Annotated in this window: 22 protein-coding genes; 12 read left to right on the top strand and 10 right to left on the bottom strand. The window is 73.0% G+C overall.

Annotated elements, in window-relative coordinates; all coding sequences use genetic code 11:
- Positions 1–268: 268 nt before the first annotated feature.
- The gene (locus tag AB0F11_RS32575; protein WP_362181586.1) at positions 269–1771 is read right to left on the bottom strand and encodes a peptidoglycan recognition protein; all 1503 of its coding nucleotides are present in this window, start codon (positions 1769–1771) and stop codon (positions 269–271) included.
- A gap of 140 nt (positions 1772–1911) precedes the next feature.
- Between AB0F11_RS32575 and AB0F11_RS32570 the strand changes: the two genes are divergently transcribed.
- From AB0F11_RS32570 to AB0F11_RS32555, 4 genes are all read left to right on the top strand, one after another.
- Positions 1912–2664: a TIGR03089 family protein gene (locus AB0F11_RS32570; RefSeq protein WP_362181583.1), complete on the top strand. Its 753-nt coding sequence runs from the start codon at positions 1912–1914 to the stop codon at positions 2662–2664.
- Positions 2665–2829: 165 nt separating this feature from the next.
- A complete protein-coding gene (locus AB0F11_RS32565) occupies positions 2830–4062 on the top strand; it encodes an LCP family protein (RefSeq protein ID WP_362181580.1) in 1233 nt (410 codons plus the stop codon).
- Between the two features lie 224 nt (positions 4063–4286).
- Entirely contained in the window at positions 4287–6113 is a 1827-nt protein-coding gene (locus AB0F11_RS32560; RefSeq protein ID WP_362181577.1) for an LCP family protein, read from the top strand.
- 91 nt (positions 6114–6204) lie between these two features.
- The gene (locus tag AB0F11_RS32555) at positions 6205–7875 is read left to right on the top strand and encodes an LCP family protein (RefSeq protein ID WP_362181596.1); all 1671 of its coding nucleotides are present in this window, start codon (positions 6205–6207) and stop codon (positions 7873–7875) included.
- A gap of 93 nt (positions 7876–7968) precedes the next feature.
- Here AB0F11_RS32555 and AB0F11_RS32550 read toward each other — a convergent pair whose 3' ends face one another.
- Complete coding sequence (locus AB0F11_RS32550) at positions 7969–8991, bottom strand: glycosyltransferase family 2 protein (protein ID WP_362181574.1); 1023 nt, start codon at positions 8989–8991, stop codon at positions 7969–7971.
- Between the two features lie 166 nt (positions 8992–9157).
- On the opposite strand from AB0F11_RS32550, the gene AB0F11_RS32545 reads away from it, so the two are divergent.
- Positions 9158–10753, top strand: coding sequence for an LCP family protein (locus AB0F11_RS32545; protein ID WP_362181593.1), 1596 nt, complete (start codon positions 9158–9160; stop codon positions 10751–10753).
- 97 nt (positions 10754–10850) lie between these two features.
- On the opposite strand, the gene AB0F11_RS32540 is transcribed toward AB0F11_RS32545, so the two are convergent.
- Positions 10851–11399, bottom strand: coding sequence for an acyl-CoA thioesterase (locus tag AB0F11_RS32540; RefSeq protein ID WP_362181572.1), 549 nt, complete (start codon positions 11397–11399; stop codon positions 10851–10853).
- A gap of 106 nt (positions 11400–11505) precedes the next feature.
- Between AB0F11_RS32540 and AB0F11_RS32535 the strand changes: the two genes are divergently transcribed.
- Positions 11506–12918 carry an LCP family protein gene (locus tag AB0F11_RS32535; protein WP_362181570.1) on the top strand — a complete coding sequence of 471 codons (1413 nt, stop codon included), beginning with the start codon at positions 11506–11508 and terminating at the stop codon, positions 12916–12918.
- Positions 12919–12969: 51 nt separating this feature from the next.
- Here AB0F11_RS32535 and AB0F11_RS32530 read toward each other — a convergent pair whose 3' ends face one another.
- Both AB0F11_RS32530 and AB0F11_RS32525 read right to left on the bottom strand, forming a co-directional pair.
- Positions 12970–14052, bottom strand: a complete 1083-nt coding sequence (locus AB0F11_RS32530) for an NDP-sugar synthase (protein ID WP_362181590.1) — start codon at positions 14050–14052, stop codon at positions 12970–12972.
- A 112-nt stretch (positions 14053–14164) separates the two neighbouring features.
- Positions 14165–15271 carry an acyl-CoA dehydrogenase family protein gene (locus AB0F11_RS32525; RefSeq protein ID WP_362181588.1) on the bottom strand — a complete coding sequence of 369 codons (1107 nt, stop codon included), beginning with the start codon at positions 15269–15271 and terminating at the stop codon, positions 14165–14167.
- A 293-nt stretch (positions 15272–15564) separates the two neighbouring features.
- Between AB0F11_RS32525 and AB0F11_RS32520 the strand changes: the two genes are divergently transcribed.
- Positions 15565–16908, top strand: a complete 1344-nt coding sequence (locus AB0F11_RS32520; protein ID WP_362181567.1) for a UDP-glucose/GDP-mannose dehydrogenase family protein — start codon at positions 15565–15567, stop codon at positions 16906–16908.
- A 9-nt stretch (positions 16909–16917) separates the two neighbouring features.
- Here AB0F11_RS32520 and AB0F11_RS32515 read toward each other — a convergent pair whose 3' ends face one another.
- The 4 genes from AB0F11_RS32515 to AB0F11_RS32500 all read right to left on the bottom strand — a co-directional run bounded on the left by AB0F11_RS32515 (position 16918) and on the right by AB0F11_RS32500 (position 20708).
- Positions 16918–17982: a membrane dipeptidase gene (locus AB0F11_RS32515; protein ID WP_362181564.1), complete on the bottom strand. Its 1065-nt coding sequence runs from the start codon at positions 17980–17982 to the stop codon at positions 16918–16920.
- A 239-nt stretch (positions 17983–18221) separates the two neighbouring features.
- A complete protein-coding gene (locus AB0F11_RS32510; RefSeq protein ID WP_362181561.1) occupies positions 18222–19844 on the bottom strand; it encodes a carboxylesterase family protein in 1623 nt (540 codons plus the stop codon).
- A gap of 55 nt (positions 19845–19899) precedes the next feature.
- A complete protein-coding gene (locus tag AB0F11_RS32505; protein ID WP_362181558.1) occupies positions 19900–20409 on the bottom strand; it encodes a DinB family protein in 510 nt (169 codons plus the stop codon).
- A 110-nt stretch (positions 20410–20519) separates the two neighbouring features.
- A complete protein-coding gene (locus AB0F11_RS32500; RefSeq protein ID WP_362181556.1) occupies positions 20520–20708 on the bottom strand; it encodes a DUF6381 family protein in 189 nt (62 codons plus the stop codon).
- Between the two features lie 207 nt (positions 20709–20915).
- Here AB0F11_RS32500 and AB0F11_RS32495 point away from each other — a divergent pair, with 207 nt between their 5' ends.
- The gene (locus tag AB0F11_RS32495; RefSeq protein ID WP_362181553.1) at positions 20916–21404 is read left to right on the top strand and encodes a hypothetical protein; all 489 of its coding nucleotides are present in this window, start codon (positions 20916–20918) and stop codon (positions 21402–21404) included.
- Positions 21405–21496: 92 nt separating this feature from the next.
- On the opposite strand, the gene AB0F11_RS32490 is transcribed toward AB0F11_RS32495, so the two are convergent.
- Positions 21497–22558, bottom strand: a complete 1062-nt coding sequence (locus AB0F11_RS32490; RefSeq protein WP_362181551.1) for a PHP domain-containing protein — start codon at positions 22556–22558, stop codon at positions 21497–21499.
- 223 nt (positions 22559–22781) lie between these two features.
- Here AB0F11_RS32490 and AB0F11_RS32485 point away from each other — a divergent pair, with 223 nt between their 5' ends.
- From AB0F11_RS32485 to AB0F11_RS32470, 4 genes are all read left to right on the top strand, one after another.
- The gene (locus AB0F11_RS32485) at positions 22782–24143 is read left to right on the top strand and encodes an FAD-dependent oxidoreductase (RefSeq protein ID WP_362181548.1); all 1362 of its coding nucleotides are present in this window, start codon (positions 22782–22784) and stop codon (positions 24141–24143) included.
- 118 nt (positions 24144–24261) lie between these two features.
- Positions 24262–24981 (top strand): NAD(P)-binding domain-containing protein, encoded by a 720-nt coding sequence (locus tag AB0F11_RS32480; protein ID WP_362181545.1) that lies wholly within the window; start codon positions 24262–24264, stop codon positions 24979–24981.
- Between the two features lie 82 nt (positions 24982–25063).
- Complete coding sequence (locus tag AB0F11_RS32475) at positions 25064–25450, top strand: hypothetical protein (protein WP_361910970.1); 387 nt, start codon at positions 25064–25066, stop codon at positions 25448–25450.
- A 56-nt stretch (positions 25451–25506) separates the two neighbouring features.
- Positions 25507–25833 (top strand): hypothetical protein (locus AB0F11_RS32470; RefSeq protein ID WP_362181542.1); only part of this gene is annotated, 327 nt, incomplete at its 3' end.

The following is a 25833-nucleotide window of genomic DNA, read 5'->3' as shown; positions in this document are numbered from 1 at the left end:
CAAGAGTGGCCGAAGGCCATCGCGCAGCGACGCGACCGAAGGGAGCGCTCTTGACAGGCCGGCCCGACGCGGAAGGACGATGAGACTGACGGGAAGCCCCCATACCCTCCCTGATCCCGGTCGGCCGAGATCCCGACCCCATGGGTCCCGGCCCGCTGGCCGCCTCCCCGTCCGTGCCGCTGCGGCCGCGTCCGTCCCCATCCCCGTCCGCGTCCGTGCCCGTCTCCGCATCCGTGCCCGTCTCCGCGTCCGCGTCCGTGCCCGTGCCCTACCGCCCCTGGAGCTTGGCCGAGGTGGTGCGGGTCGGGGGGAGTTGGCTGTACAGGAGTTTGCCGGGGCATTCCGTGGCGAAGCCGTCGCGGTGGCCGGAGATCACCTTCATCTTGACCGCCCTGCCCTTGGCGTAGAGGTTGCCGCCGCCCGAGGTGAGGGTCGTCGTCGCCCGCGGGTCGCGGTTGAACAGGCCCAGCTTCCACGCCGTCAGCGCCGCCACCGACTTCACCGCGGCCGCCGGCGGCCCGGCGGTGGTGAAGGTGCCGATCACGGCGATGCCCATGCTGTCCGTGTTGAACCCCATGGTGTGCGCGCCGAGCACCGGCTTGGCGACCCCGCCCGCGCGGCCCTCGTACACGGTGCCGCACTTGTCGATGGCGAAGTTGTAGCCGATGTCGCGCCACCCCTCGCTGACCACGTGGTACCGGTACAGGCTGCGCAGCACCGCCGGGGCGTCCGCGCACGCGTAGTTGTTGCCGGAGGCGGTGTGGTGGACGAAGGCCACCTTGACCGTGTTCGTGTAGACGAACGTCTTCTCCCGCAGGTTTTCGTCCGCGCCCCACCCCAGCCGCGTGACGATCCTCGGCCGCGGGCCGATGTACGGGGTCGCGGCGACGGAGCCCTCGCCGGCGAGGACGGCGTCGGCGGTGGCGTCGGCCTTGTTCAGCGCGGTGATCTCCTTCGCGCCGAGCGGGGCCAGCGGGACGTTGGCCATGGAGGCCTCGGTCATGCCCATGGTCATGCCGGGTGCGGGGGCGGCCGTGTCGCCCTTGTCGTCCCCGACCGGGTTGCCGGCCCCCTTCTCCGTGCCCGTCCCCGCCCCCGTGTTCTTGCCGTCCGGCCCCGCCGCAGGCTCCGCCCCGCCCGGGTCGACGAGCTCGATCCGCAGGCCGGTGGGGAGCCGGGAGGGCGCGCGGGCGGTGCGGGTGGCGGCGGGGGCGGTACCGGGTTCCGCCTGGACGCGGACCTCGATGGCGTCCGACTCGCCGACCCACAGCGGTGCGGTGCTGCCCCGCAGCCGGCCGGAGGCCCGTTCGGACGCGCCGGGGTCGGGGGCGTGTTCGCTGTTGTGGGTCTCGACGTCCTGCCAGTCGGACCAGGTCGCCGTCCGCGCGGAGCGGGTACGGACCTGGACGTGGCCGTGGAGCGGGGTGGCCGCGTCGTCCCAGACGACGCCGACCAGCGAGAACTTCTCGACCTCCCGCGCGGCCAGCCCCCGGGTCTCGGGCAGCCGCGGCGCGGTGCTCATGCCGGGGATGCCGGACGACGGCGCCCGGTCGGCGGTCGGTCCGATGGGGACGAGCGGCAGGGACCGGGTGGAGCCCGCAGGGGACACGGGTGACGCAGGGGACACGGGCGACACCGGTGACGCAGGTGCTTCCGGGGCCGCGGGGACCGCCGGGGCGGACCCGGCCAGCGCCGGGGTGGACAGGGCGAGCGGCAGGGACAGTGCGGCTGCGGTCGCGACGCCGACCGCTGAAGACAGGAATCCACGCATGCAAGCGATGCTGATCACAGTCACCACGAACCGCCATCGGAGAACTGACGGACCGTCTGCTCGCGGGGGCCACCCGCCTCCCCTGGACGGAGGAGTCGGCGGCGCCCGTACGGGGGAGGGCCCCGCGTACGCTGGGGCGGGTGAACGCCACTGACCGCACCCCTGCCGACCTGCTGCGATCCGCGCTCGCCGCCGATCCGGGCCGCCCTCTCGTGACCTTCTACGACGACGCCACGGGCGAACGCGTCGAATTGTCCGTCGCCACCTTCGCCAATTGGGTGGCCAAGACCGCCAATCTGCTCCAGGGCGACCTGGCCGCCGGACCCGGCGACCGGCTCGCGCTGCTGCTCCCGGCGCACTGGCAGAGCGCCGTGTGGCTGCTCGCCTGCGCCTCGGTCGGCGTCGTCGCCGAGGTGGGCGGGGACACGGCCGACGCCGACGTGGTGGTGAGCGGCCCCGACACGCTGGAGGAGGCCGCGGCCTGCTCCGGCGAGCGGGTGGCGCTCGCGCTGCGCCCGCTGGGCGGCCGGTTCCCGCAGCCGCCCGCCGGGTTCGCGGACTACGCGGTGGAGGTGCCCTCGCAGGGCGACCGCTTCGCCCCGTTCGTCCCCGTGGACGCGGACGCCCCGGGGCTGGTGGTCGGCGGCGAGGAGCTCTCGTACGCCCGGATCGTGGAGCGGGCCCGCGAGGACGCGGCGAAGCTCGGCCTCGGGCCGGGCGCGCGGCTGCTGTCCGGGCTGGGCTACGACACCTGGGAGGGACTGTCGGCGGGGCTGTTCGCGGCCCTGGCGGCGGGCGGCTCGGTGGTGCTGTGTCGCCACCTCGACCGGCTGTCGGAGCAGGGCCTGGCCCAGCGGACGGAGGCCGAGCGCGTCACCCACACCGCGCGGTAGCTCACCCGGACCGGCGAACCGCACCACAGGGGCGATCTGTCACCCGCTCGGCCCTAGACACCACCCCGTCCCCGGGCCGTCGCCGCGCGCCCGGGGCACGATCGGGTCAGGCCGTACCCCCACCCGTACGGCTGAACGCCCACCCGGTGAGGGGACGGTACGCGAGTGAGGGACAGCGCAGGCATATCCGGCGGCAGCGGTGCGGCCGGGGGCTTCCCGAAGCCCCCGCGGCGCCGGCGCCGCCTGCTGCGCTGGATCGCGCTCGGGGTGTCCCTGCTGGTGCTGGCCGGGTCGGCCGTGGGCTGGTGGCTGTACCGCAAGCTCGACGCCAACATCACCGAGGACACCTCGGCGGAGGCCGAGCTGGAGCGCTACGAGCACGACCGCCCGGTGCACTTCAGCGACGGCTCGCAGAACATCCTGCTGATCGGCTCGGATTCGCGCTCCGGCACGGAGAACGCCCGCTACGGCAGGGACGGGGGCACGCAGCGCTCGGACACCGTGATCCTGCTGCACCTGCCGGCGGACCGCAGGAGCGCGACGGCGGTGTCGATCCCGCGGGACCTGATCGTGGAGATCCCGGGCTGCCTGACGGCGGACGGCAGCCGTACGTCCGCGCGGTCGGCGCAGTTCAACTGGGCGTTCCAGTGGGGCGGGGCCGCCTGCACGATCCGAACGGTGGAGAAGATGACCGGGATCCGGATCGACCACCACATGGTGGTGGACTTCGGCGGGTTCAAGAAGATGGTGAACGCGGTCGGCGGCGTCGAGGTCTGCCTGAAGCAGCCGGTGAACGACGCCGAGGCGCACCTGAAGCTGCCGGCCGGGCGGCAGACCCTGCGCGGCGAGCAGGCCCTGGGCTTCGTGCGGGCCCGCTACGGCCTGGGCGGCGGCAGCGACACCGAACGGATGGAGCGCCAGCAGCAGTTCCTCGGCTCGCTGGTCAAGAAGGTGCAGAGCAACGGCGTGCTGCTGAACCCGGGGCGGCTCTACCCGCTGCTGGACGCGGCGACCTCCTCCGTCACCACCGACTCGGGGCTGGCCTCGCTGCGGGGGCTGTACGAACTGGTCCGGGGCATCAGGGACATACCGGCCGAACAGGTCAAGTTCCTGACGGTGCCGCGCCGTCCGTACGCCGCCGACCCGAACCGGGACGAGCTGGTGCAGCCGGCCGCGGCCGAGCTGTTCCGGCGGCTGCGCGCGGACGAGCCGCTGACGGTGACCCCGCCGAGCCCGCAGGCCGCCGCCGCCCTGCCGACCGCCACGCCCGCGGCGCGCGCCTCCCGGACGTCCGCCACGCCCGCCGCGCCCGCCGCGCCCGCGCCGTCGACCGCTTCGAGCCCGACTCCCGCGGCGACCTTCACGGGCACCACCGCGGGCATGGCCGACTGCCGGTAAAGCAATCCCAAAAGCCGGTGTCCGAACCGAAGCGCTTGGGCGTTTTGTCCTGTTATAGGGGCAGTGGAATTTGTCACCACCATGGTTTGGAGCCGACCGAGGCGGATAAGGTGAGCGATCCGGTGCCCTGGCCAGCAAAGAGGCCGTGCACCAGCAGCCGGATCGTTGACCGGGCGTCTTGGGGGAGGCGCGTCGCGAGGCACCGACGGAGGATTCGAGCAACCGTGGATGCGCAGAGCCGTGGGCGGGCAGACGAGATCGACCCCGCCGACCAGTGGGTGCTCAACCCCCGCACCGGCCATTACGAACTGCGACTGGACCGTTCCGGAACGCAAGGACAGCCCCCCGCCGGCACCCCCCGCCGCCGGCCCGCGCCCCGCGGCGCAACCCCCCGCGGCGCGGCGCCCGGATCCCGCGGTGCGGCCCCCGCACCCCGCGGCGAGGCCCCTTCCTCCCGCGGCGCGGCGGCCGCGTCCCCCAAGGCCCCGTCCACGGCCCCGTCCCCCGCGGTCCCCGGGCCGCGCCGCGGCGAGGGCCCGCCCGGACGCCGCACGGGCCGCAGCCGCAAGGGCGGGGGCGGCGGCTCCCGGCGCCGCCGGATCCTGGTCATCGGCGGCGGCACCCTCGCGTTCCTGCTGGTCGGCGGCTCGCTGGCCGCGTACCTCTACTACGACCACCTGAACGGCAACCTCAGCGTCACCGACGTCGGCGACGCGGGCACGGGCGGTTTCAAGAAGGACCAGCCCATCAACATCCTCGTCATCGGCACCGACAAGCGCTCCGGTGCGGGCAACGAGGGCTACGGGGACTCGGGCAGCGTCGGACACGCCGACACCACGATCCTGTTCCACGTCTCCAAGGACCGCTCCAACGCCACGGCGCTGTCCATCCCCCGCGACCTGATCACGAACATCCCGGCCTGCCCGACGAAGCAGCCGGACGGTTCGATGAAGACCATCCCCGGCCAGAAGGGGACCCGCTTCAACACCAGCCTCGGCCAGGAGGGCCGCGACCCGGGCTGCACCATGCGCACGGTCAAGGAGCTCACCGGGATCACCGTCGACCACTTCATGATGGTCGACTTCAACGCGGTGAAGGTGCTCAGCACGGCCGTCGGCGGCGTCCCGGTCTGCGTGGAGAAGCCCGTCGACGACAAGGACTCCAAGCTGAAGCTGGACGCGGGCGAGCACCGGCTGCAGGGCGAGGACGCCCTGGCCTTCGTCCGTACGCGCCACGCCTTCGGCAACGAGAGCGACCTCGACCGGATCAAGACCCAGCAGCAGTTCCTGGGTTCGATGATGCGCGAGATGAAGTCGAAGGAGACGCTGACCAGCCCGAAGAAGTTCTTCTCGCTGGCGGAGGCGGCCACCAAGTCGCTGGCGGTCGACTCCGGGATCGGGTCCATCGACAAACTCACCAAGCTGGCGGGCGAGTTGAAGGACATGAACCTCAAGAACGTCACCTTCACCACGCTGCCGGTGCTCGACAACCCGAACGAGCCCCCGGGCAAGAAGGCGACCGTCGTCCTCAACCCCGCGCAGGCCGACCCCCTGCTCCAGATGATCCGCGGTGACGTCTCGCTCACCGAGGTCGAGAAGAAGGAGCAGGCCGCCAAGGACGCCGCCGACGCGCAGGCCAAGGCCAAGCAGGACGCGCTCCTGCAGGGCCCGCGCGCCGCCGCGAAGGACGTACGCGTGGACATCTACAACGGCGGCGGGCCCTCGGGCTCCGCCTCCACCACCCTGACCTGGCTGCAGAACACCAAGGGCGTGGCCAGGGCGGGCAACCAGGGCAACGCCCCCGCCAAGCTGGAGGCCACCCGGCTGGAGTACGCCCCGAACCAGGCCGATCAGGCCCGGGCGCTGGCGGAGATGATGGGCCTGCCGGGCTCGGCGCTGCAGATGGGCACGGCGGACGCCGCGCCCCGCACGCCGATGAAGCTCACGCTCGGCGCGGACTTCAAGGGGCCGGGCATCTCGATGACGGCTCCTCAGAAGGCGCCCGAGGACATCCAGCGCGTCGAGGCGGACAAGGCGATCTGCGCCAAGTAGCCGACAACGGCGAACGACCTGTGCCGGCGCGGCCGGTGCAGCACACAGACATGACGTGATCTTTTAGGGGGGACCTGTGGGGAACAACAGCATGCGGGGGGAGGGGGCACCTGCCCGGGCGGCGGACGACGTGGCCGGCGGCGGACCAGCCGCACCGGCGTCCGCATCCAGGTCCGCGTCGGCGTCGGCGTCCGGCGGCGCCGGACCCCGCCCGGGCAAGCGGCGCATACTGCGCTGGGTGGCCTCCACCCTGGCGTTCCTCATACTCGCGACGGGTGCGGCCGGCTACCTGTACTACCGCCACCTCAACGGCAGCATCCAGACGGACGTGCTCAACCTCGGCGACAACAAGCTGGGCGGCTCCAAGCCCAACGCCTTCGGGCAGACCCCGCTGAACATCCTGATCCTGGGCTCCGACGCCCGCAACGACGCGGAGAACCAGGCCCTCGGCGGCGCCACCGACACCTTCGACGGGCCCCCGCTGGCGGACGTGCAGATGCTGCTGCACCTGTCCGCGGACCGCAGCAACATCTCGGTGGTGTCGATGCCCCGCGACACCATGATCATGATGCCGAAGTGCACCGAGCCGAACGGCAAGGTCCACCCCGCCAGCAGGGGCCTCGTCCAGACCAACGAGTCCCTCAGCCGCGGCGGCCCCGGCTGCACCGTCGCCGCCTGGCAGGAACTGACCCGCATCCCGATCGACCACTTCATGATGATCGACTTCAAGGGCGTGGTGACGATGGCGGACGCCATCGGCGGCGTCCCGGTGTGCGTGCAGCAGAACGTCCACTCCCGCACCAAGGACGGCAAGGGCTCCGGCCTGAAGCTGCCCGCCGGCGTCAGCACCATCCAGGGCGAGCAGGCCCTGCAGTGGCTGCGCACCCGCTACGGCTTCGAGGACGGCACCGACCTCGGCCGCACCCACGCCCAGCACATGTACATGAACTCGATGGCCCGCGAGTTCCGCAAGAACGCCAAGCTCAGCAACCCGGTCAAGCTCAACAGCCTGGCCCAGGCCGCCATCAAGGCCATGGTCGTGGACCCCGGCCTGAACAAGATCGACAAGCTGTACGACCTCAGCGTGGAGCTCAAGAAGGTCCCCACCGGGCGGATCACCATGACGACCATGCCCTGGGTGTACAGCACGCGCGAGGAGGGCCGCGTCGAGCCCAAGCCGGGCGAGGCCGAGGACGTGTTCCGGATGATCCGCGAGGACATCCCGCTCGACGGCAAGGGCCCCGAGCACCCGGCTCCCGCCGCCTCCGGCTCCCCCGCCGCGACGGGCGGCCCGGCCGCCGGGGGCTCCCCGGCCCCGTCCCAGCCGGCTGCCCCGCAGGCCGCGGCCCCGTCCAAAATCCAGGTCACCGTGCGCAACGCCACCGGCGGCAAGGACGGCGCCCAGCCGCGGGTGAAGAACCGGTCCAACGACGTCCTCCCGCTGCTCGCGGCCAAGGGCTTCACCAAGGCCGCCGCCGACACCCAGACCGGGGCCGAGGACACTACCGTGGTCCGTTTCTCGAGCGCCGACCAGGCGGCCAACGCCGCGGCGCTGGCCACCGCGCTCGGACTGCCGTCCAGTGCGGTGGAGAAGACCGACGGGCTCTCCGGGATCGTGCTGTTCGTCGGCAAGGACTGGCGCACGGGCGATGCACCGACCCCGCCGCCGCCGGCCCCGACCAAGGCCCCGGACTCGGCCCGCCCGCTCAACGGCGACAACGACAAGGAGTGCATGGCGGTCCAGCCGGGCTTCACCTGGTAGCCGGCCGCCGGCACCCGGCGCGCACGCGGAAAGGGGCCCGGTGGGGGCGGTCGATCGACCGCCGCCACCGGGCCCCTTCTTGCCGCTTGCCGCTCAGGCCGCCGTCGGGTCCGGGTGCGCCGACGGGCGGCGGCTCGCGATGACCTTGTCCGCCAGCGAGCGCGGGCTGGTCAGGAAGCCGAAGCCCCAGGACATGTGCATGGTGGCGATGGCCACCGGGATCTGCACCCGGGCCTTGAGCGACAGGCCCTTGCCGGCCGGGATCGAGCCGAGGGTGATCCCCGCGAGGTAGCCCGCCGGGATCGCGAAGGCCCACGGGGTGACGGCGGCGCCGGCCACCAGGCCGGCCGCCACCGCGCAGACGGCGGTCGGCGGGGCGAGGTAGCGCAGGTTGATGGAGCCCGCGTGGTACCGGGCCACCACGTGCCGCCAGCGGCCGTAGTCCTTGTACTGCTTGGCCAGCGCCCGCACCGAGGGCCGCGGGCGGTACTGGACCTTCAGGTCGGGCGAGAACCAGATGAGCCCGCCGGCCTCGCGGATGCGGAAGTTCAGCTCCCAGTCCTGGGCGCGGATGAACTCCTCGTTGTAGCCGCCCGCCCGCTCCAGGGCCTCGCGGCGGAACACGCCCAGGTAGACGGTGTCCGCCGGCCCGGCCTCCCCGCCGGTGTGGAATGCCGCGTTGCCGACGCCGAGCTTCGAGGTCATCGCGGCGGCGACGGCCTCCTCCCAGGCGTTCTCGCCCTCGGCGTGCATGATGCCGCCGACGTTCTGCGCGCCGGTCTCCTCCAGGAGGCGGACCGCGGTGGCGATGTAGTTCGGGGAGAGCATGCCGTGGCCGTCGACGCGTACCACGATCGGGTGACGCGAGGCCTTGATGGCGGCGTTGAGCGCGGCCGGGGTGCGGCCGGAGGGGTTCGGAACGGTGACGACGCGGGGGTCCTCGCGTACGAGCTCGGCGGCGATCTCGTCGGTGCGGTCCGTGGACGGCCCCAGCGCGATCACCACCTCCATCTCGCCTGCGTACTCCTGGCCGAGGATGTGGCGGACGGAGTTGCGCAGATGGCGCTCCTCGTTGAGTACCGGCATGATCACCGAGACTGCGGGCTGGGCGGGCATGTGGTCCTTCACGGTCGGGTATCGGTGTCACGTTACCGCGTACGGGGGAATCGGGTGCGCGCCGCCTGATCGATGAGGTCGAAGGCTGATCGTATGGGCCTACTGTTCTTACGATCTGACCGATATGCCCGGTTCAGCACTGCCGGCCCTGCTGCCCCTCGCGGAGGTGTCCCCCGTGCCCCAGCCACACCGTCCTCCCCGACCAGCCCGGCCCCCGCAGCCCCGGGTCACCCGGCGCGGCGGCGGGGGCCCGGACCGGGACCGGAGCGGGGGCGGCCGGCCCCGCTGGGGGGTCCGGCTGGCGACCGGGCTGTCGGTGGCGGTCCTCGGCTCCGGAGCCATCGGGCACGCGGTCATGACCGGCGTCGACACCGGCATCGAGCGCGTGGACCCCTTCAAGGACATGAAGAACCGGCCCCAGGCCGGGCACGGCCTGAACCTCCTCCTCGTCGGCACCGACGGCCGCGACCGCATCAGCAAGGAGGAGAAGCGCGAGTACCGCCTCGGCGGCGCCCCCTGCCACTGCACCGACACCGTGATGCTGGTGCACCTCTCCGCCGACCGCGAGCGCGCCAGCGTCGTCAGCCTGCCCCGCGACAGCTACGCCGAGCTCCCCGCGCACCGCGACCAGTCCACCGGGAAGGAGCACGGCCCGCACCCGGTGAAGCTGAACGCCGCCTACGCCGAGGGCGGTCCGCAGCTGACGGTGCGCACCGTCGAGAACATGACCCGCGTCAAGATCGACCACTACCTGGAGGTCGACTTCACCGGCTTCATGAAGACCGTCGACGCGGTGGGCGGCGTGCAGATCTGCACCGCCAAGGCCCTCCACGACCGCAGCACCGGCCTCGACCTGCTGCCCGGCACCCACCGGCTCACCGGCGGCCAGGCCCTGCAGTACGTGCGCTCGCGCCACGTCGACGGCGCCGCAGACCTCGGCCGCATGCAGCGCCAGCAGCGGTTCGTGGCCGCCCTGCTCCAGCAGGCCGCCCGCAGCGAGGTCCTGCTCAACCCGGTGAAGTTCAAGGAGGTCAGCTCCACCCTGCTGGGCTCGGTGCGGGCCGACCCCGGCTTCGGCTCCGAGCAGATGCTCGCGCTCGGCCAGGCCATGCGCGACTTCGCCCCGTCGTCCTCGGAGTTCACTTCCGTGCCGATCGGGGACCCCTCGTACCCGGTCAAGGGCATCGGCTCCACCGTGAAGTGGGACGAGTCCAAGGCCGCCAAGCTCTTCGAGGCCGTGCGCCAGGACCGGCCGCTGGCCCGCGCCGTCTCGGACACCGCAGACGCCGCAGGGGGCCCGGGTGCCGCAGGGGGCCCGGGTGCCTCAGGTGCCGCAGCGGCCTCGGGTGCCGGCGACGCCCGGCCCGGCCGCCCGCAGCAGCCGCCCGCGGTCCCCGTGGACGTGCCCCCGCAGCAGATCCGGATCCAGGTGCAGAACGGCACCCGCATCGACGGCCTGGGCGGGCGGGTCGACGCGGCGCTGCGCGCCACCGGCTTCGACACCACCGGAGCCCCGGCCAACGGGGCCGGCCGCAACGTCAGGCGCACGGTGATCGTGTACGACCCCCGCTGGGACCGCTCGGCCCGGACGGTCGCGGCCGCGCTGCCCGGCAGCGCGCTGCGGGCGGTGCCGGGGCAGGGCCGGACCCTGCTGGTGGTCGCCGGCACGGACTACCGCACGGTGGTACCGGTCCGGCCGGAGGACCCCTACCAGGGCGGGCACGGGGTGGTCACGGGCGACCAGGTGGTGTGCAGCACGTAGGACCTGCCTCACGCAGCGCCTGCCTCACGCAGCGCGGCCCCCGCGCGGGTGTGCAGGTCGCACGCGCGGGGGCCGCAGGTGCCGGCGTCGGCGCGGTTCAGTCGTCGTAGCCCTGGGCCGCGCGCTCCTCGCGCAGGGCCATGATCGCCCGGCGGCGGGCGAGCCGGTGCGTGCGGCGGATCTGCGCCTCCTGGTAGCGCCGCTTGTCCTGGTCGGTCTCGGGGATGACCGGCGGGACCGTGCGCGGCTTGCCCTCGGAGTCCACGCCGGTGAAGACGAGGTAGGCGCTGCCGACCTGGGTGGCGGGGGTGGACTCGTTCCACCGCTCGGCCAGGACCCGTACGCCGATCTCCATGGAGGAGCGGCCGGTCCAGTTGCACTGGGCCTTGACGTGGACCAGGTCGCCCACGCGGACCGGGGCGAGGAAGGCCATCTCGTCCATGGAGGCGGTGACGGCGGGGCCGCCGGAGTGGCGCCCGGCGACGGCACCGGCGGCGTCGTCCACGAGTTTCATGATCACGCCGCCGTGGACGGTGCCGAGGAGATTGGTGTCGTTGGCGGTCATGATGTGGCTGAGGGTGGTCCGCGAGGCCGACGTGGGCTTGCCCTGGAGTTCGCCCGTCGTCACGCCCTGTATCTGTGTCATACCGCCACCTTAAAGCCGTCGCGGATGCATCAGCTGTGCAACAGCACCGGCACGAAGCCCCGACCGGACTGTCGTGCACCTCCCCCGACCGGGCATCCTAGGCGGCATGAGTGAGTGGCCAGAAGGGCGCGGCGACGCCCGCGAGGACCGGTACGGGCGCGGCAGCGCACAGGCGCAGCCGGAGGGCCCGCGGCGGATGCCGCACGTCCAGCGGCGGCAGCCGGGACAGCCGGCAGTGCCGCAGCAGCAGCCCCAGCGCCCGCAGCGGCCCCAGCAGCCACCGCAGTCGCGGCGCCCCCAGCAGCCCGGCGTCCAGCCGGGCCGGCCGCCGGCTTCCGCGCCCGCGTACGGGGTGCCGCCGCAGCAGGGGCAGGGCCACGACGCGTACGAGGGCGGCTACGACAGCGGCTACAACACCGGCCAGGTCTACGGCAGCCCGCAGCGCGGCCCCCAGCGGCCCGGCGGCCCCGGTGGCCCCGGCGGCCCGGGCGGCCCCGGCCAGCCCCCGACGGCGCGCCCGCCCCGCGGGCCCGGCTCCGCCCCGGACTGGCGCAAGCGGATCAAGATCGGCTCGATCGTGCTGGCCACGGCGCTGCTCGCGACGACCATCGGCACGTACTTCTGGGCGGACTCCAAGGTGCGCCGCGAGGTCGACCTCGCCAAGGTCATCGAGCGCCCGAAGGAGGGCGACTGCACGACGTACCTGATCGTCGGCTCCGACAGCCGCGAGGGCATGTCCGACGAGGAGAAGAAGAAGCTCCACACCGGCTCCGCCGAGGGCAAGCGCACCGACTCGATGATGATCCTGGCGGCCTGCTCCGGCGGGAACAGCATGATCTCGCTGCCGCGCGACTCGGACGTGGAGATCCCGTCCTTCGTCGGCTCCCAGTCCGGCAAGAAGTACGCCGGCACGGGCAAGCACACCAAGCTCAACGCGGCGTACGCGGAGGACGGCCCGGAGCTGCTCGTGCGGACCGTGGAGTACAACACGGGCCTGCGCATCGACCACTACGCCGAGATCGGCTTCGCCGGCTTCGCGAACATCGTGGACGCGCTCGGCGGCGTGGACATGAACATCGAGAAGGCCTTCAAGGACGAGAAGTCGGGCGCCGACTTCAAGGCCGGCGAGCAGACCCTCAACGGCGAGCAGGCCCTCGCCTTCGTCCGGACCCGGTACGCCTTCGCCGAGTCGGACCTGGCGCGTACGAAGAACCAGCAGAAGTTCCTCGCCACGCTCGCCAACCAGGCGGCGACGCCGGGCACGATCCTCAACCCGTTCAAGCTCTACCCGGTGCTGGGCGCGGGCCTGGACACGCTGATCGTGGACAAGGACATGTCCCTGTGGGACATGGGCGAGATGTTCTTCGCGATGAAGGGCATCAGCGGCGGCGAGGGCGTCTCGATGAACATGCCGATCGCGGGCGAACGCGGCGGCAACCTGCTCTGGGACAAGCCGAAGGTGCAGCAGATCGTCAAGCAGATCCAGAACGACGAGAAGGTCACCGTCACCGGCAACTGACGGCGGCGCGGGCCCCCTCGACGGAGGGGGCCCGCCGCCTTCGAGCCTGTCTCAGCTGTCGGGGGAGAACCTCAAGGCCCCCGCGGGCAGTTCGGCCTTGCACCACACGCGGGCGCCGCCGCGCAGTTCGTTGTCCGCGCCGACGGTGGAGCCGTCGCCCAGGACGGCGGCGTCGAGCACGGTGCGCGGGCCGACGGTGGCGCCGGCGCCGATCAGGCTGGCGCGGACCCGGGAGTCCGGGCCGATGACGGCGTCGTCCAGCACGATGGAGCCCTCGACGACGGCCCCCGCCCCGACGCTGGCCCCGGCCCCGACGACGGTGCCGCCGGACAGCACGGCGCCCTCGGCGACCGTGGCGCCGGGCAGCACCAGCGCCTCGCCCCGCGGCCCGGGCACGGCCGGGGAGGCGACGACGCCGCGTACGAGGTCCGCGGAGGCCTGGACGAACGACTCGGGCTTGCCGAGGTCCAGCCAGTACGTGTTCTCGGTGACCCCGTGCAGGCTCGCGCCGGCCTGAAGCAGCCCGGGGAAGGTCTCCCGCTCGACGGACACGGGCCGGTCGGCCGGGATCGAGTCGATGACGCTGCGCCGGAAGACGTAGCAGCCGGCGTTGACCTGGTCGGTGACGATCTCCTCGGGCGTCTGCGGCTTCTCGGTGAACGCCAGAACCCGACCGGTGGGGTCGGTGGGGACCAGCCCGAACGCCCGCGGATCCTCGACCTGGACGAGGTGCAGCGTCACATCGGCGGCAGCGGCCTTGTGGGCGTCGACGAGCCCCGCGATGTCCAAGCCGGTCAGGATGTCCCCGTTGAACACCAGCACGGAGGAATCGGGCCCACCGGTCAGCCGCCGGGCGGCGTTGCGGATCGCCCCGCCCGTGCCGAGCGGCTCGTCCTCCACCACGTACTCGAGCCGGACACCGAAGTCGGACCCGTCGCCGAAGTAGGGCTCGAAGACCTCGGCGAGGTAGCAGGTGGCCATCACGATGTGGGTGACGCCTGCGGCGGCGGCCCTGGCTATCTGGTGGGCGAGGAAGGGCACTCCCGCCGCACGCACCATGGGCTTCGGGGTGTTCACCGTGACGGGGCGCAGCCGCGTCCCCTGCCCCCCGACCAGCAGGATCGCTTCCAAAATTCCTTCTCCCCACCCGGTCGGGCCTACGAGCCCCCAAGGTAGCCCATCGAGCTGCCGGGAACGCCCCTGCCGCGGTGGCAGGGGCGTTCGCGGAGACGTGCCGGAGGTGCCGTTACGGCAGGTTGCGGGCCATGACGATCCGCTGGACCTGGTTTGTACCTTCGTAGATCTGCGTGATTTTCGCATCGCGCATCATGCGCTCGACCGGGTAGTCGCGGGTGTAGCCGTAGCCGCCGAGGAGCTGGACCGCGTCCGTGGTGACCTCCATGGCCACGTCGGAGGCGAAGCACTTGGCCGCGGCGCCGAGGTAGGTCAGGTCGGCGTCGCCGCGCTCGGAGGCGGCGGCGGCCTGGTAGGTCAGGGCGCGGGCGGCCGAGATCTTCATGGCCATGTCCGCGAGCATGAACTGGACGCCCTGGAAGTCGGCGATGGGCTTGCCGAACTGCTTGCGCTCCTGGACGTAGCCCTTGGCGTAGTCCAGGGCGCCCTGGGCGATACCGAGGGCCTGGGCCGCGATGGTGATGCGGGTGTGGTCGAGGGTCTTCATCGCGGTGGCGAAGCCGGTGCCCTCGGCGCCGATCATGCGGTCGGCCGGGATGCGGACGTTGTCGAGGTAGACCTCGCGCGTCGGGGAGCCCTTGATGCCGAGCTTCTTCTCCGGGGCGCCGAAGGAGACGCCCTCGTCGGACTTCTCGACGACGAAGGCGCTGATGCCCTTCGAGCGCTTCTCCGGGTCCGTGACGGCCATGACCGTGTAGTAGTCGGACACGCCCGCGTTGGTGATCCAGCGCTTGACGCCGTTGAGGACCCAGAAGTCGCCGTCGCGGACGGCGCGGGTCTTCATGCCCGCGGCGTCGGAGCCGGCGTCCGGCTCGGAGAGGCAGTACGAGAACATCGCGTCGCCCTTGGCGAGCGGCGTCAGGTACTTGGCCTTGAGCTCCTCGGAGCCGGAGAGGATCACCGGGAGCGAGCCGAGCTTGTTCACGGCCGGGATCAGGGAGGAGGAGGCGCACACGCGGGCCACCTCCTCGATCACGATGACCGTGGCGAGGGCGTCGGCACCGGCGCCGCCGAAGGCCTCGGGTACGTGGACGGCGTGCAGGTCGTTCGCGACGAGCGCGTCCAGGGCCTCCTGCGGGAAGCGGGCTTCCTCGTCGACCGCAGCCGCGAACGGGAGGATCTTCGCCTCGCAGAGCGAGCGGACGGACTCGCGGAGCATGTCGTGCTCCTCGGCCGGGCGGTACAGGTCGAAGTCGGCAGAACCCGCCAAGATCTCTCACTCCCCAAGGTGAACCATGTGCTAACTACCGTTAAGTAACCCAAATCTTAGTGTCCGGCGTCCGGGCAGCGATATGTACGCGGCACGTGAGCTGCGTGACAGACACCGTGCGCTCCGTGCTGCTCCGTGGCGTGCTGCGGTGCGCCGTGGTGCTCCTGGGGAACGTCCCCGGTTACGGGCGCGACTATGCTCGGTTGCCGCAACAGGCACAGGCCCGCACCTCTGGAGCACCCATGGCCCCCCTCAAGATCACTGTGATCGGCACCGGCTACCTCGGCGCCACGCACGCCGCGGCGATGGCCGAGCTGGGCTTCGAGGTGCTCGGGCTGGACGTGGTCCCGGAGAAGATCGAGATGCTGGCGGCCGGCCGCGTACCGATGTACGAGCCGGGGCTGAAGGAGCTCCTCGCCGCGCACGTCGCCGGGCTGCCGGGCTCGACCGGGCGGCTGCGGTTCACGCAGTCGTGGGAGGAGGTCGGCGCCTTCGGCGACGTCCACTTCGTGTGCGTGAACACCCCCCAGAAGCACGGCGAGTACGCCTGTGACATGAGCTACGTGGACTCCGCCGTCGAGTCGCTCGCCCCGCACCTCACCCGCCCGGCCCTCGTCGTCGGCAAGTCCACCGTCCCGGTCGGCTCCGCCGAGCGGCTCGCGGCCAAGCTGGCCGCGCTCGCCCCGGCCGGCGCCGACGTGGAGCTGGCGTGGAACCCGGAGTTCCTGCGCGAGGGCTACGCGGTGCAGGACACCCTGCACCCCGACCGGATCGTCATCGGCGTCCACGGCGACCGCGGCGAGAAGCTGCTGCGCGAGGTGTACGAGACGCCGATGTCGGAGGGCACCCCGCTGGTGGTGACCGACTTCCCGACGGCCGAGCTCGTCAAGACCGCCGCGAACTCCTTCCTCGCCACGAAGATCTCCTTCATCAACGCGATGGCGGAGGTGTGCGAGGCGGCCGGCGGCGACGTGGTCAAGCTGGCCGAGGCCATCGGCCACGACGAGCGGATCGGCTCGAAGTTCCTGCGCGCCGGCATCGGCTTCGGCGGCGGCTGCCTGCCCAAGGACATCCGGGCGTTCATGGCGCGCGCCGGCGAGCTGGGCGCCGACCAGGCGCTGACGTTCCTGCGCGAGGTCGACTCCATCAACATGCGGCGCCGCGGCCACATGGTGGAGCTGGCGCGCGAGGCGGTCGGCGGGGCGTTCCTGGGCAAGCGGGTCGCCGTGCTCGGCGCCACCTTCAAGCCGGACTCCGACGACGTCCGCGACTCGCCCGCGCTGAACGTGGCCGGGCAGATCCACCTCCAGGGCGGCCAGGTCACCGTCTACGACCCCAAGGGCATGGACAATGCGCGCCGGGTGTTCCCGACCCTCGGGTACGCGGACTCGGCCCTTGAGGCGGCGCGCGGTGCGGATGTGGTGCTGCACCTCACCGAGTGGCGGGAGTTCCGCGACCTCGACCCGGTCGAGCTGGGTGCGGTCGTCTCCGACCGGCTCGTCCTCGACGGGCGCAACGCGCTCGACGGTGAGCTGTGGCGCGCGGCCGGCTGGACCTACCGGGCCATGGGCCGGCCGCGCGCCTGAGGCGGCCGGTTACGACGCCGGCCGGCGGTGCTGGGCGGCGCGGGCGGTGAACTCCGCGTCGCGCAGGACCCGCTGGGCGTTGCCCCAGGTCAGGAGGGACAGTTCGGTTTCCGGCCAGCCGCGGTCCAGCAGTTCCGCGATGAGGCGCGGGTAGCCGGAGGGGTCGGTCAGGCCGGTCGGGCGGGGCGTGCCGTGCTCGGTGCCGAAGGAGGCGCCGAGCCCGACGCACGTGGCGCCGGCCACGGCCCGTACGTGGTCGAGGTGATCGGCCACCGCGTGCAGGGAGTCCCCGGTCTGGGCGCTGTCGAAGGTGACCATGGCCAGGCCGTTCGCCGCGCGCAGGGCGAGCAGGACGTCGTCGTTGACGTTGCCCGGGTGCGGGGTGAGGGAGGCTGCGGCGGTGTGCGAGACGATCACCGGCGCCTTGGAGGCGCCCGCGATCTGGCAGGCCACCGCGGGCGGGCAGCCGGTCAGGTCGAGCAGGATCGCCAGCCGGTTGGCCTCCTTGACCACCTCGTGGCCGAACGGGGTGAGGCCCTCGTCCGCCCAGGGTGCGCCGGCGGGCGCGAGGATGCGTACGCCGAGGGCGTGGAACGCGCGGAGCGTGCCGAGCGCGCCGTCGATGAGGGTGCGGCCGGGTACGGGGCCCAGGAACGACGCGATGCGGCCGCGGTTGCGGGCGTCGGCCATGTCGTCCGCGGTCAGCGCGAGGCACAGGCCGTCCGGGTAGCGGCGCACCAGGGCCAGGGCGGTGTCGATCTGTTCGAGGGTGTCGGACACGACCTGGTCGGCGGATGCGGCCTCGCGGGGCAGCAGGGACCAGAACTGGGCGCCGACGCCGCCGGCCCGCAGCCGGGGGATGTCGGTGTCGACGTTGGTGTCCGGGGTGTCGATGTCGTGGTACGGGCTCTGGCGCAGGGTCCAGACGAGGGTGTTGTGGCCGTCGGCCACGGGATGGACGGACAGCAGTCCGACGGCCCGGTCGACGGAGCCGGACGGTACCGCTGCGGGGAGGTCCTCGGCCCCTACGCAGGCGGCCGTGTCGGCGGGGAATTCATCCTGCAGGTCGGCCATGACGTTCGCTCCGGGTTCGGCGGCAGCAGGGAGAGGTCCTGCCACCGTGCCATGCGGGGCGCCGGATCTGCCCGACGAATGTGGCGTTCGGGTGGCCGACCGCCCGTCCCCCGGGCCCCGCTCTGCCTTCCCGAAACCTCGGGCACTTTCCGCCGAGGCGGGGGTCCGGCCATTTCAGCCTCGCCGGCGTTTGAGGCGCGGGGTCTGGGGCGGCGCCCCAAGGAACCCGGCTGCGCCAGTCAGGGCGGGGGCCAGGTTCCGTTCCAGAAGGCGCAGCCGTGTTCGGCCTCGGCGTCGAGGGTGGTGATGCCGCCCGGGCCGGGGGCGAGGGACAGGACGGACGGGGAGTGGCCGAAGCGGGGCCACTGCGGGGCGGCGGGTGCCGCGGGGGTACCGGCGTGGGCGAAGGCCGCCCAGTAGCCGGTCATCCGGTTGGACAGCTCCCGCTGCGGCCCGGTCAACGCCACCCCGTAGTCGAAGAGGTACGGCAGCTCGAACCCGTGCGCCGCCCCGAAGGGGAAGCCCTCCACCGCCGGCAGCCCGGTGAAGTTCGGTGCGTCCCGGTCACCGAACCGGTAGGCGTACGTCGGCACGTACCGCGCCAGCCGACGGCCGTCACGCAGCCCCGGGCAGACGAACGACACGTCGGTCATCACGGCCGCCCACGCCAACGCCGGCGTGGCGTACGCCCCCACCGGGTAGCGGGCGGCGACGGCCTGGGCCGCCGCGGCCCCGAACGACAGCTCCAGGCGGCTGCGGTAGGCGGCCTCGTCCGGGATGGGGAACGCCCTCAGGACCGCCGCCAGGAACAGCCGCATCTCGTCGCGGTTCGTGCCCAGGATCACCGGAACCCGGTGGAAGCGGCCCGTCTCCAGAGCCCGCCGCGGCTCCAAGGGCAGCGCGCCGTTGCCGTACGACACGAGGCTGAACCGCTGCATGAGGTCCGGGGTCGCCAGGGCCGCGGCATCCACGCCGCGCAGGCACTCCACGGCCGCGCCCGGGTCGGGGCGCTCGCAGCCCAGCGCGGCCGCCGTCGCCGTGCCCTGCGCGACCGTGGTCCGCTCGGGGACGAAGGGCTGGTAGCGGGCCTGGCCGGGCAGGACCGAGCCCGGAGGGGAGTCGAGCGAGCAGGGCCCGCTCTGCGAAACCGCCCGCCGGAACAGCCCGCCGGAAGCCGGTGAGGCGAGGTGCGCGCAGACGCTGAGCCCGCCCGCGGACTCGCCGAACAGGGTGACGTCGTACGGGTCGCCGCCGAAGCCGCGGATGTTCGCCCGCACCCAGCGCAGCGCCGCCTGCTGGTCGGCGATCGCGAAGTTCGGGGCGCCGCCGAGCCCCGGATGCCCGAACAGGCCGAAGATCCCGAGCCGGTAGTTGACCGTGACGACGACGGTGTCGCCGCGCACGGCGAGCGACTCCGGCCGGTACAGGTCGCCGGCGCCCGAGGTGAACCCGCCGCCGTGGATCCACACCATCACGGGCCGCGGCCGCCCGGCCGGAGCGGGGGCGGAGGGGGCGGTGACGTTCAGGTAGAGGCAGTCCTCCGAGCCGCTCAGCCCGCCCGGCCCGAGTGACGGCCGCTGCAGGCAGCGGCTGCCCGGGCTCCCGGCGTCGCGGACGCCCTCCCAGCGCGCCGCGGGCTGCGGGAGCCGCCAGCGCAGCGGGCCGGTCGGGGGAGCGGCGAACGGGATCCCGTCGAAGGTGAGGTACGTGCCGTGGGCCCGGCCGCGTACCTGCCCGAGGTCGGTGTCCACGACGGGCTCCGCCCCCGAGCCCGCACCGGCCGCGGGCCCTGCCGCAGAGGCGAGGAGCAGGACGGCGCACAGCAGCATGCGCAGGGGCCGGACCGAGCGGGCACGGGACACGGCCCACCGCCTTTCAGGACATCCCGTCGTCAGGTCGTGGGATCGTGCGCACGGTCTACCGCCGGCCCAGCACGCCCCGTACGTACGCGGCCTGGCCGGCGTGCTGGAGGTCGTCGGCGAGGACGCTGACCAGGCGGACCCCGAGGGTGACCGGGGGATCCCAGCGCTCGTCCACGACCCGCTCGAGATCGGCGGCGGCCAGCGAGCGGATGAACGCGGTGCTCTGCTCGTGGACGGCGTCGAAGTAGCCCAGCAGCAGCTCGCCCGACTCGACGCGGACCGAGCCGGCCTGGCGGGCCGTGTGCCCGAAGCCGGTGGCCCCGGCGGGCAGCGGCAGCGCGAACCGCGACTGCCAGTCCTGGGCCGTCCAGACCTGTTCCCGGCCCGAGGCGTCCGCCACGTGGTCGTCCTGCACCCGGGTCAGGTGCCAGACCAGCCACGCGATCGAGTTCGCCTGCGGGTCGATCCGGGCGTTCAGCTCCTCGGCCGACAGCCCTTCGACCGCCTCGTGCACCACCTCCGAGATCCGCCCGTACCCGTCGGCCAGTACCTGCGTCGCCTTCATCCACCGTCCCCAGACCTCGCCGTGTCGGTCGTACCGCCGGGCGTGCGGCAACGGCCGGCGGTACGCGGCCGTCGGCCGAAGCCCTGGATCACGCCCTGGATCACGCCCTGCTACATCGGATCCATACCTCGATCGTCGATCTTGCTCTCCTTCTCGCTCTGCTCCTGCAGCCGGCGTGCCTTGTCCTGGAGGCGCCGCCGTTCCTCGGGATCGGTGGAGTGCTCCGCCGCCAGGTTCAGTTCACGGGCCTTCTCGCGCAACTGCCGGACGCGACCGCTGGATTCGCCTGCACCGCTCATGACCACTCCTCTGGTGTGGGGGTAAGGAGAGCGGATTCAGCGAAGCAGCAGTGCCGCCCAGGCGCATCTCGAGCCGTCGCCCCGCGTGACGGCCCGCGCCGCGCGTCCCCCGTTTGCCCTCCGCGCATGGCGCAGTGCGGCGCGGTCGCGGTGAATGGGAGCGGGTGTGTGCTCCCTTGGCACACGCCGACCGGAGCTGAGCCTTCCATGTACGACCCCGACCCTGACCTCGCCCCTGACCTCGCCCCCGGCCTCGACCCCGACCGCGTCGTCGGCGACCGTACCGGCGCGCTGCGCCGCCTCCTGCGCCGGCCGGTCGCCGCGGCCCTGCTGGGGTGCGGTGTGCTGCACCTGCCGGGCGACGCGCCGGCGCCGGCGTCCGCCGCCTGGCCCGCCCCCCTGCTGCCCCAGACGGCTGCGGCGCTGTGCCTGGGGCTCGGCGCGCTGCTCGCGGTACGGGACGCCGACGGGGCCTGGCGGGCCGCGGCCGCGGCCGCCGTCGGGGTCGTCGCCCTGCACGTCGTCGGCGGGGTCACCGGCTTCGCCCCGTTGCAGGGTGCGGTGAGCGCTTCCCTGGGCCGGGCGGCGGGCGTGACGGCGGTGCTCTGCGCCGCGGTCGCCGGGCTGTTGTCGGGGCTGGCGCTGGCGAACGGGCGCCCGGGCCCAGGGGCCCGGAAGGTGACCGCCGACGGCTGAGGTGCCGACGGCTGAGGTGCGACGGGCCGCGTGGCAACGGACCGCGTGGCAACGGGTCGAGTGCCGATGGCCGGTTGCCCACGGCCGACCCCTCAGGCCGCCGTCGCGCGCCGCCGCCTGCGGGGCGGCCGGCGGGTCCGGGTCCAGTCCAGCAGCTCCTGCTCCGGCCAGGTGTTCACGACGCGTTCGGCCGGTACCCCGCAGTCGACGGCCCGCTCGCAGCCGATCAGCTGCCAGTCCAGCTGACCCGGGGCATGGGCGTCGGTGTCGATGGCGAAGAGCGTCCCGGCCTCCACCGCGAGCCGCAGCAGGCGGCGCGGCGGATCGAGCCGCTCGGGCCGGCTGTTGATCTCCACGGCGGTTCCGGACTCGGCGCACGCGGCGAAGACCGCTTCGGCGTCGAACTGCGATTCGGGACGTCCCCGGCCCGTCACCAGCCGCCCGGTGCAGTGCCCGAGGACGTCCATGAGCGGATTGCGTACGGCGGCCAGCAGCCGGCGCGTCATCGCGGGCGCCTCCATGCGCAGCTTGGAGTGGACGGATCCGACGACGAGGTCCAGCCGGTCCAGCAGCTCCGGCTCCTGGTCGAGGGAGCCGTCGAGGAGGATGTCGCACTCGATGCCGGTCAGCAGCCGGAACGGCGCCCAGGTCTCGTTGAGCTCCGCGACGACCGCGAGCTGCTCGCGCAGCCGCTCCGGCGAGAGCCCCCGGGCGATGGTCAGGCTCGGCGAATGGTCGGTGAGCACGGCCCAGGCATGGCCGAGTTCGGCGGCCGTGCGGCCCATGGCCTCGATCGGGCTGCCGCCGTCGGACCAGTCCGAGTGCAGGTGGCAGTCCCCGCGCAGGGCCGCGCGCAGCGCCCGGGCGGCGGGTGTCGCGGGCGGGCCCTGCGGATGCGCCGCGGCCTCGTCCTCCAGCTTCTTCAGGTACCCCGGAACCTCCCCCGCCACGGCCTCCTGGACCACCCGGGCGGTCTTCGGCCCGATGCCCCTGACCTCCTCCAGCGTGCCCGCCGCCACGCGCCGGACCACGTCCTCCTCGCCCAGGCGCACCAGCGCGTCCGCCGCCCTGCGGAAGGCATGCACCCGGTAGGAGGGCGCCAGCGCGCGTTCCAGCAGGAACGCGATCCGCTCCAGTGCGGCAACCGGATCCATGGGGACACCTCCCGGTCCGTCCGACGCCCCTCGACTCACTCGTCGTATGCCCGATTCCTCCCGTTTCCCCCCTGTGAATGCGAGCCGGGCGCACCCCAAGGATTCCTTGGGAGGGTCATAAGGTCTGTTTATGGGGCCATAAACAGGGGGCGGGTGCCGGGTTAGGGTGACCTTAGTTTAGGGTTCCCTTGATCCAGTTTTTTGTCGGTCGAAGGGAACTGTCATGCCTCGCCCCCTGCGGGTAGCAATCGTCGGTGCCGGCCCCGCCGGAATCTACGCCGCCGACGCGCTGCTGAAGTCCGAGGCCGCCGCCGAGCCGGGCGTCTCCATCGACCTCTTCGAGCGGATGCCCGCCCCCTTCGGCCTGATCCGCTACGGCGTCGCCCCCGACCACCCGCGCATCAAGGGCATCATCACCGCCCTCCACCAGGTCCTCGACAAGCCGCAGGTCCGCCTCTTCGGCAACGTCGACTACCCGGGCGACATCAGCCTCGACGAACTGCGCTCGTTCTACGACGCCGTCGTCTTCTCCACCGGCGCCACCGCCGACCGCGCCCTCGCCATCCCCGGTGTCGAACTCGACGGTTCCTACGGCGCCGCCGACTTCGTCTCCTGGTACGACGGCCACCCCGACGTCCCGCGCACCTGGCCGCTGGAGGCCGAGAAGGTCGCGGTCCTCGGCGTCGGCAACGTCGCCCTCGACGTCGCCCGCATCCTCGCCAAGACCGCCGACGAGCTGCTCCCCACGGAGATCCCGGCGAACGTCTACGACGGCCTGAAGGCGAACAAGGCGCTGGAGATCCACGTGTTCGGCCGCCGCGGCCCGGCGCAGGCGAAGTTCAGCCCCATGGAGCTGCGCGAGCTCGACCACTCGCCCACCATCGAGGTCATCGTCAACCCCGAGGACATCGACTACGACGAGGGATCGATCGCCACCCGCCGCGCCAACAAGCAGGCGGACATGGTCGCCAAGACCCTGGAGAACTGGGCGATCCGCGACATCGGCGACCGCCCGCACAAGCTCTTCCTGCACTTCTTCGAGTCGCCCGCCGAGATCCTCGGCGAGGACGGCAGGGTCGTCGGCCTGCGCACCGAGCGCACCGAGCTCGACGGCACCGGCAACGTCAAGGGCACCGGCACCTTCACCGACTGGGACGTCCAGTCCGTCTACCGCGCCGTGGGCTACCTCTCCGACGAACTGCCCAAGCTGCCCTGGGACGTCGACTCGGGCACCGTGCCGGACGAGGGGGGCCGCGTCATCGAGGCGGGCGAGCACCTGCAGTCGACGTACGTCACCGGCTGGATCCGCCGCGGCCCCATCGGCCTCATCGGCCACACCAAGGGCGATGCCAACGAGACGATCGCCAACCTCCTGGAGGACCACGCGGCCGGCCGCCTGCACACGCCCGCCGAGCCCGCGCCGGAGGCCGTCGAGGCCTTCCTCGCCGAGCGCAGCGTCCGCTACACCACCTGGGAGGGCTGGTACAAGCTGGACGCCGCCGAGAAGGCGCTGGGCGAACCGCAGGGCCGCGAGCGCGTGAAGATCGTCGAACGCGAGGACATGCTCAAGGCGAGCGGCGCGTAAGGCAGGCAGTCAGCAGCGCGGTGGGGTGCGGCGGGGGTCCGATGACGTCGGACCCCCGCCGCCGCACGTACGTCCGTACCCGATCGTGCCGGGCGGACGGAATGCGGGGCAGCTGCCGGTGGTTGGTTCCGACCGAAGCGTCCGAACCGGACAACCGGCAAGCACGGGAGGCCCCATGAAGATCGGCATCATCGGCGCGGGCAACATCGGCGGCAACCTCACCCGACGCCTGACCGCCCTCGGACACGAGGTGTCCGTGGCCAACTCCCGCGGCCCGGAAACCCTCGCCGACCTCGCGAAGGAGACCGGCGCGACGCCGGTCGCCGTCACCGAGGCGGCCCGCGGCGCCGAGGTGGTCGTGGTCACCATCCCCCTGAAGAACGTGCCCGACCTGCCCGCCGGGATCCTCGACGGCGCGGCCGAAGGCTTCGCCGTCATCGACACCGGCAACTACTACCCCCGCCGGCGTGACGGGCGCATCGCAGCCATCGAGGACGAGGGCCTCACCGAGAGCCGCTGGACCGAACGCCACCTCGGCCACCCCGTCGTCAAGGCCTTCAACGGCACCTACGCGCAGGACATCCTCGACCGGCCCCGGCCCGCCGGCGCCCCCGACCGCATGGCCGTCCCGGTGGCCGGCGACGACGAGGCCGCGAAGCGGACCGTACGGGCCCTCATCGACGAACTCGGCTTCGACACCGTCGACGCGGGCGGTCTGGACGACTCCTGGCGCCAGCAGCCCGGCACCCCCGTCTACGGGCTGCGCGCAGGGGCCGAGGCCGTCGCCAGGGCGCTCGCAGAGGCGTCGCCGGTGCGCCAAGAGGACTTCAGGGGCTGAGGGTTGACGCGCGGCCCGCCCTGTCGGGGGCAGTGCGTCCGATCGGCTGCACGGGCGGTACGCGGCCACTACCGTGGCACCCATGAGTGCCGATGACCTCGATCCCGAGGACGTGTGGCCGCTGCCCCCGGCCTGGATGTTCGGCTGCGCCAAGTGTGCCCGGCTCTACCGCTCCATGAAGGAGATCCAGGAGGCCACCGCGGAGCTGTTCCTCACGGGGGAGCGGGGCGTCGACTGGGACCCCATGGACAGCGGACCCGGTTCGCGGATCCGGCTGGCCCGGCACATGGCCCTCACCCACGAGGAACTGCTCCCCGACTGGGCCACCGGCTGCGAGCGGTGCGCCGAGCACCGGCAGCGGGTCGAGAAGACCGCTGCCTCGGACCTCGCCGCCGGCGCAGCCCTCGTCGGTGCCGAGCACCGGGCCGCCCACCTCTTCGTCCCGCCGCGGGGGCTGGGCCTGCTGTAGAGCGGGTTTCTGCTAGGTTCCTTGGCCGAGCCACCGGAGCCGTGGAAGGGCCGGCCATGCACGCCAGAACCAGACCCCGTCTGCTGATCGCCGCAGCGGTGCTGTCGGCTGCGCTGGCCGCCTGCTCGGGCCGGCCGCAGGCCCCGGCCGCGCCGTCGGCCCCTGCCGCCGGCGGTGCCGCTGCCGCGCCGTCGCCGGTCGGCGCGGCTGCCGCTGCCTCCGCCGCGGCCACGCCGAGCGGGGCGGCCGCGGACTCCGCGCCGGCGTCGTCGCCTGCGGCGGGCTCCGCGGCGCCGCGGGAGGCGGTCGCAGCGCTGCCGACCCGGACGACCCTGGCCGTGACCGCCGCGGGCGGCCGGCTGGAGCTGGTCCGCGGCGGCGCC

This window comes from Streptomyces sp. NPDC032472 (genome assembly GCF_040636955.1).
GTDB lineage: Bacteria > Actinomycetota > Actinomycetes > Streptomycetales > Streptomycetaceae > Streptomyces.
Note: the sequence above shows the minus strand (reverse complement) of the source record. Positions and strands in the feature narration are given on the sequence as shown.

Bases quoted from the DNA above. Each gene is read 5' to 3' on its own strand.
- AB0F11_RS32525 (WP_362181588.1), bottom strand. From the start codon at position 15,271: ATGCTCCGCGAGTCCGTCCGCTCGCTCTGCGAGGCGAAGATCCTCCCG.
- AB0F11_RS32520 (WP_362181567.1), top strand. From the start codon at position 15,565: ATGGCCCCCCTCAAGATCACTGTGATCGGCACCGGCTACCTCGGCGCC.
- AB0F11_RS32505 (WP_362181558.1), bottom strand. From the start codon at position 20,409: ATGAAGGCGACGCAGGTACTGGCCGACGGGTACGGGCGGATCTCGGAG.
- AB0F11_RS32490 (WP_362181551.1), bottom strand. From the start codon at position 22,558: ATGGATCCGGTTGCCGCACTGGAGCGGATCGCGTTCCTGCTGGAACGC.
- AB0F11_RS32500 (WP_362181556.1), bottom strand. From the start codon at position 20,708: ATGAGCGGTGCAGGCGAATCCAGCGGTCGCGTCCGGCAGTTGCGCGAG.
- AB0F11_RS32555 (WP_362181596.1), top strand. From the start codon at position 6,205: ATGCGGGGGGAGGGGGCACCTGCCCGGGCGGCGGACGACGTGGCCGGC.
- AB0F11_RS32495 (WP_362181553.1), top strand. From the start codon at position 20,916: ATGTACGACCCCGACCCTGACCTCGCCCCTGACCTCGCCCCCGGCCTC.
- AB0F11_RS32540 (WP_362181572.1), bottom strand. From the start codon at position 11,399: ATGACACAGATACAGGGCGTGACGACGGGCGAACTCCAGGGCAAGCCC.
- AB0F11_RS32515 (WP_362181564.1), bottom strand. From the start codon at position 17,982: ATGGCCGACCTGCAGGATGAATTCCCCGCCGACACGGCCGCCTGCGTA.
- AB0F11_RS32550 (WP_362181574.1), bottom strand. From the start codon at position 8,991: ATGCCCGCCCAGCCCGCAGTCTCGGTGATCATGCCGGTACTCAACGAG.
- AB0F11_RS32575 (WP_362181586.1), bottom strand. From the start codon at position 1,771: ATGCGTGGATTCCTGTCTTCAGCGGTCGGCGTCGCGACCGCAGCCGCA.
- AB0F11_RS32485 (WP_362181548.1), top strand. From the start codon at position 22,782: ATGCCTCGCCCCCTGCGGGTAGCAATCGTCGGTGCCGGCCCCGCCGGA.
- AB0F11_RS32535 (WP_362181570.1), top strand. From the start codon at position 11,506: ATGAGTGAGTGGCCAGAAGGGCGCGGCGACGCCCGCGAGGACCGGTAC.
- AB0F11_RS32475 (WP_361910970.1), top strand. From the start codon at position 25,064: ATGAGTGCCGATGACCTCGATCCCGAGGACGTGTGGCCGCTGCCCCCG.